Here is a 2,430-nt window from a genome sequence, read left to right as displayed (position 1 = left end):
GGTTGCGGGAGTAGGATTTGAACCTACGACCTTCAGGTTATGAGCCTGACGAGCTACCGGGCTGCTCCATCCCGCGCTGGGTGCCAATGTTATTGTATTGGCTTATTTATTGTCATCGTTGAGAGATACGTAGAGGTTTTGCTAGGTTTGGCGGTGACCTACTCTCCCACGTCTTAAGACGCAGTACCATTGGCGCAGTAGCACTTAACTGCCGAGTTCGGGATGGGATCGGGTGTTTTGCTTACGCTATGACCACCAAACCGAGTAAAACCTCTATGTTGCTGCTTTTGCCATTGGCAAAAGAGCAACAAGCGGGAGAGAGCGTATCCGAAGGATGCGCGTTCCCGCCCCCTCACCATTCTGGGTAAGGATTTGTCCAAGTCAGTACCACTGATTGTATGTGTATGCTTTTGTCCTAGTAAGAAGTCTTTCTTCTACTGGATCAAATCAAGCCTATCGAGCAATTAGTACCAGTCAACTGAACGTATTACTACGCTTACATCTCTGGCCTATCGACGAGATGGTCTATCTCGGCTCTCAGGGATACCTTGTTTTGAGGGGGGCTTCCCGCTTAGATGCCTTCAGCGGTTATCCTGTCCGATCATAGCTACCCAGCACTGCTATTGGCATAACAACTGGTCCACCAGTGGATCGTTCACCCCGGTCCTCTCGTACTAGGGGCAACTCCTCTCAAGTATCCTACACCCACGGAAGATAGGGACCGAACTGTCTCACGACGTTCTAAACCCAGCTCACGTACCTCTTTAAACGGCGAACAGCCGTACCCTTGGGACCTGCTCCAGCCCCAGGATGAGATGAGCCGACATCGAGGTGCCAAACACTGCCGTCGATATGGACTCTTGGGCAGTATCAGCCTGTTATCCCCGGCGTACCTTTTATCCGTTGAGCGATGGCCCTCCCACTTGGGACCACCGGATCACTATGGCCGTCTTTCGACTCTGCTCGACTTGTCAGTCTCGCAGTCAGGCTGGCTTCTGCCATTGCACTCAACGAGCGATTTCCGACCGCTCTGAGCCAACCTTCGCGCGCCTCCGTTACGATTTAGGAGGCGACCGCCCCAGTCAAACTACCCACCACACAGGGTCCCGGATCCGGATAACGGACCGCGGTTAGACATCAAGCAGAACAAGGGTGGTATCTCAAGGGAGGCTCCACGCAGACTGGCGTCCACGTTTCAAAGCCCACCACCTATCCTGCACATGTTCGGCCTAATGCCAGTGTGAAGTTGTAGTAAAGGTGCACGGGGTCTTTCCGTCTAACCGCGGGTAACCGGCATCTTGACCGGTAATTCAATTTCGCTGAGTCTATGTTGGAGACAGCGGGGAAGTCGTTACGCCATTCGTGCAGGTCGGAACTTACCCGACAAGGAATTTCGCTACCTTAGGACCGTTATAGTTACGGCCGCCGTTTACCTGGGCTTCAATTCAGAGCTCTCACTCCTCCTTTTAACCTTCAGGCACCGGGCAGGCGTCAGACCCTATACGTCGTCTTACGACTTCGCAGAGCCCTGTGTTTTTAATAAACAGTCGCCACCCCCTGGTTTGTGCCCCCAGCCCCTAGTTGCCTAGGAACCGGGCCTCCTTCTCGCGAACTTACGGAGGTATTTTGCCGAGTTCCTTCAACATAGTTCTCTCAAGCGCCTTGGTATTCTCTACCTATCCACCTGTGTCGGTTTAGGGTACGATCTAGCGATGGAGCTATTTCCAGGGACCTCTAAGCAGCCCATTCAATCCGATAAGGATGAACTACCCTCGAGATCCGTCACTTCCATCTGGCCCAGGAATATTAACCTGGTTCCCATCGACTACGCCTTTCGGCCTCGCCTTAGGGGTCGGCTTACCCTGCTCAGATTAGCTTTAAGCAGGAACCCTTGGATTTTCGGCGAGAGTGTCTCTCACACTCTTTGTCGCTACTCATGTCATCATTCTCACTAGTGATCTCTCCACGGGATCGCTCACGCGCCCGCTTCACAGAAAGCTCCGCGTCTCCAATACCCCGAAGGGCTAAGGAGACATGGAACTATGTCACACTACGCTCTGCTACCATGCAATTAATGCATCCTAAGCTTCGGCTCATGGCTTGAGCCCCGTTACATCTTCGCCGCAAGACAACTTATTTAGACCAGTGAGCTGTTACGCTATCTTTAAAGGATGGCTGCTTCTAAGCCAACCTCCTGGTTGTTTTGGTCGTCTCACCTGCTTTCCCACTTAGCCATGAATTAGGGGCCTTAGCTGTAGGTCAGGGTTGTTTCCCTCTTCACAACGGACGTTAGCATCCGCTGTGTGTCTGCCATCTAGTACTCCTCGGTATTCGGAGTTTGGTTAGGATCAGTAAGCCTGTGGGGCCCCATTACCCATCCAGTGCTCTACCCCCGAGGGTATTCGGATGACGCTCTACCTAAATAGATTT

General features: G+C 52.6%; 1 tRNA gene and 2 rRNA genes (1 of these 3 cut by a window edge). All 3 read right to left on the bottom strand.

The features are described from left to right. Window positions 1-2: 2 nt before the first annotated feature. Window positions 3-76 (bottom strand) — tRNA-Met (locus EE36_RS01620). A 69-nt stretch (window positions 77-145) separates the two neighbouring features. Further along, window positions 146-260, bottom strand: a 5S ribosomal RNA gene (rrf, locus tag EE36_RS01615). Between the two features lie 183 nt (window positions 261-443). Beyond that, window positions 444-2,430 (bottom strand): 23S ribosomal RNA (locus tag EE36_RS01610) (it continues 879 nt past the right edge of the window).

The organism is Sulfitobacter sp. EE-36 (genome assembly GCF_000152605.1).
GTDB classification, from domain to species: Bacteria; Pseudomonadota; Alphaproteobacteria; order Rhodobacterales; family Rhodobacteraceae; genus Sulfitobacter; species Sulfitobacter pontiacus.
The sequence above is the reverse complement of the archived record's forward strand: the minus strand, read 5'-3'. Positions and strand labels throughout refer to the sequence as shown.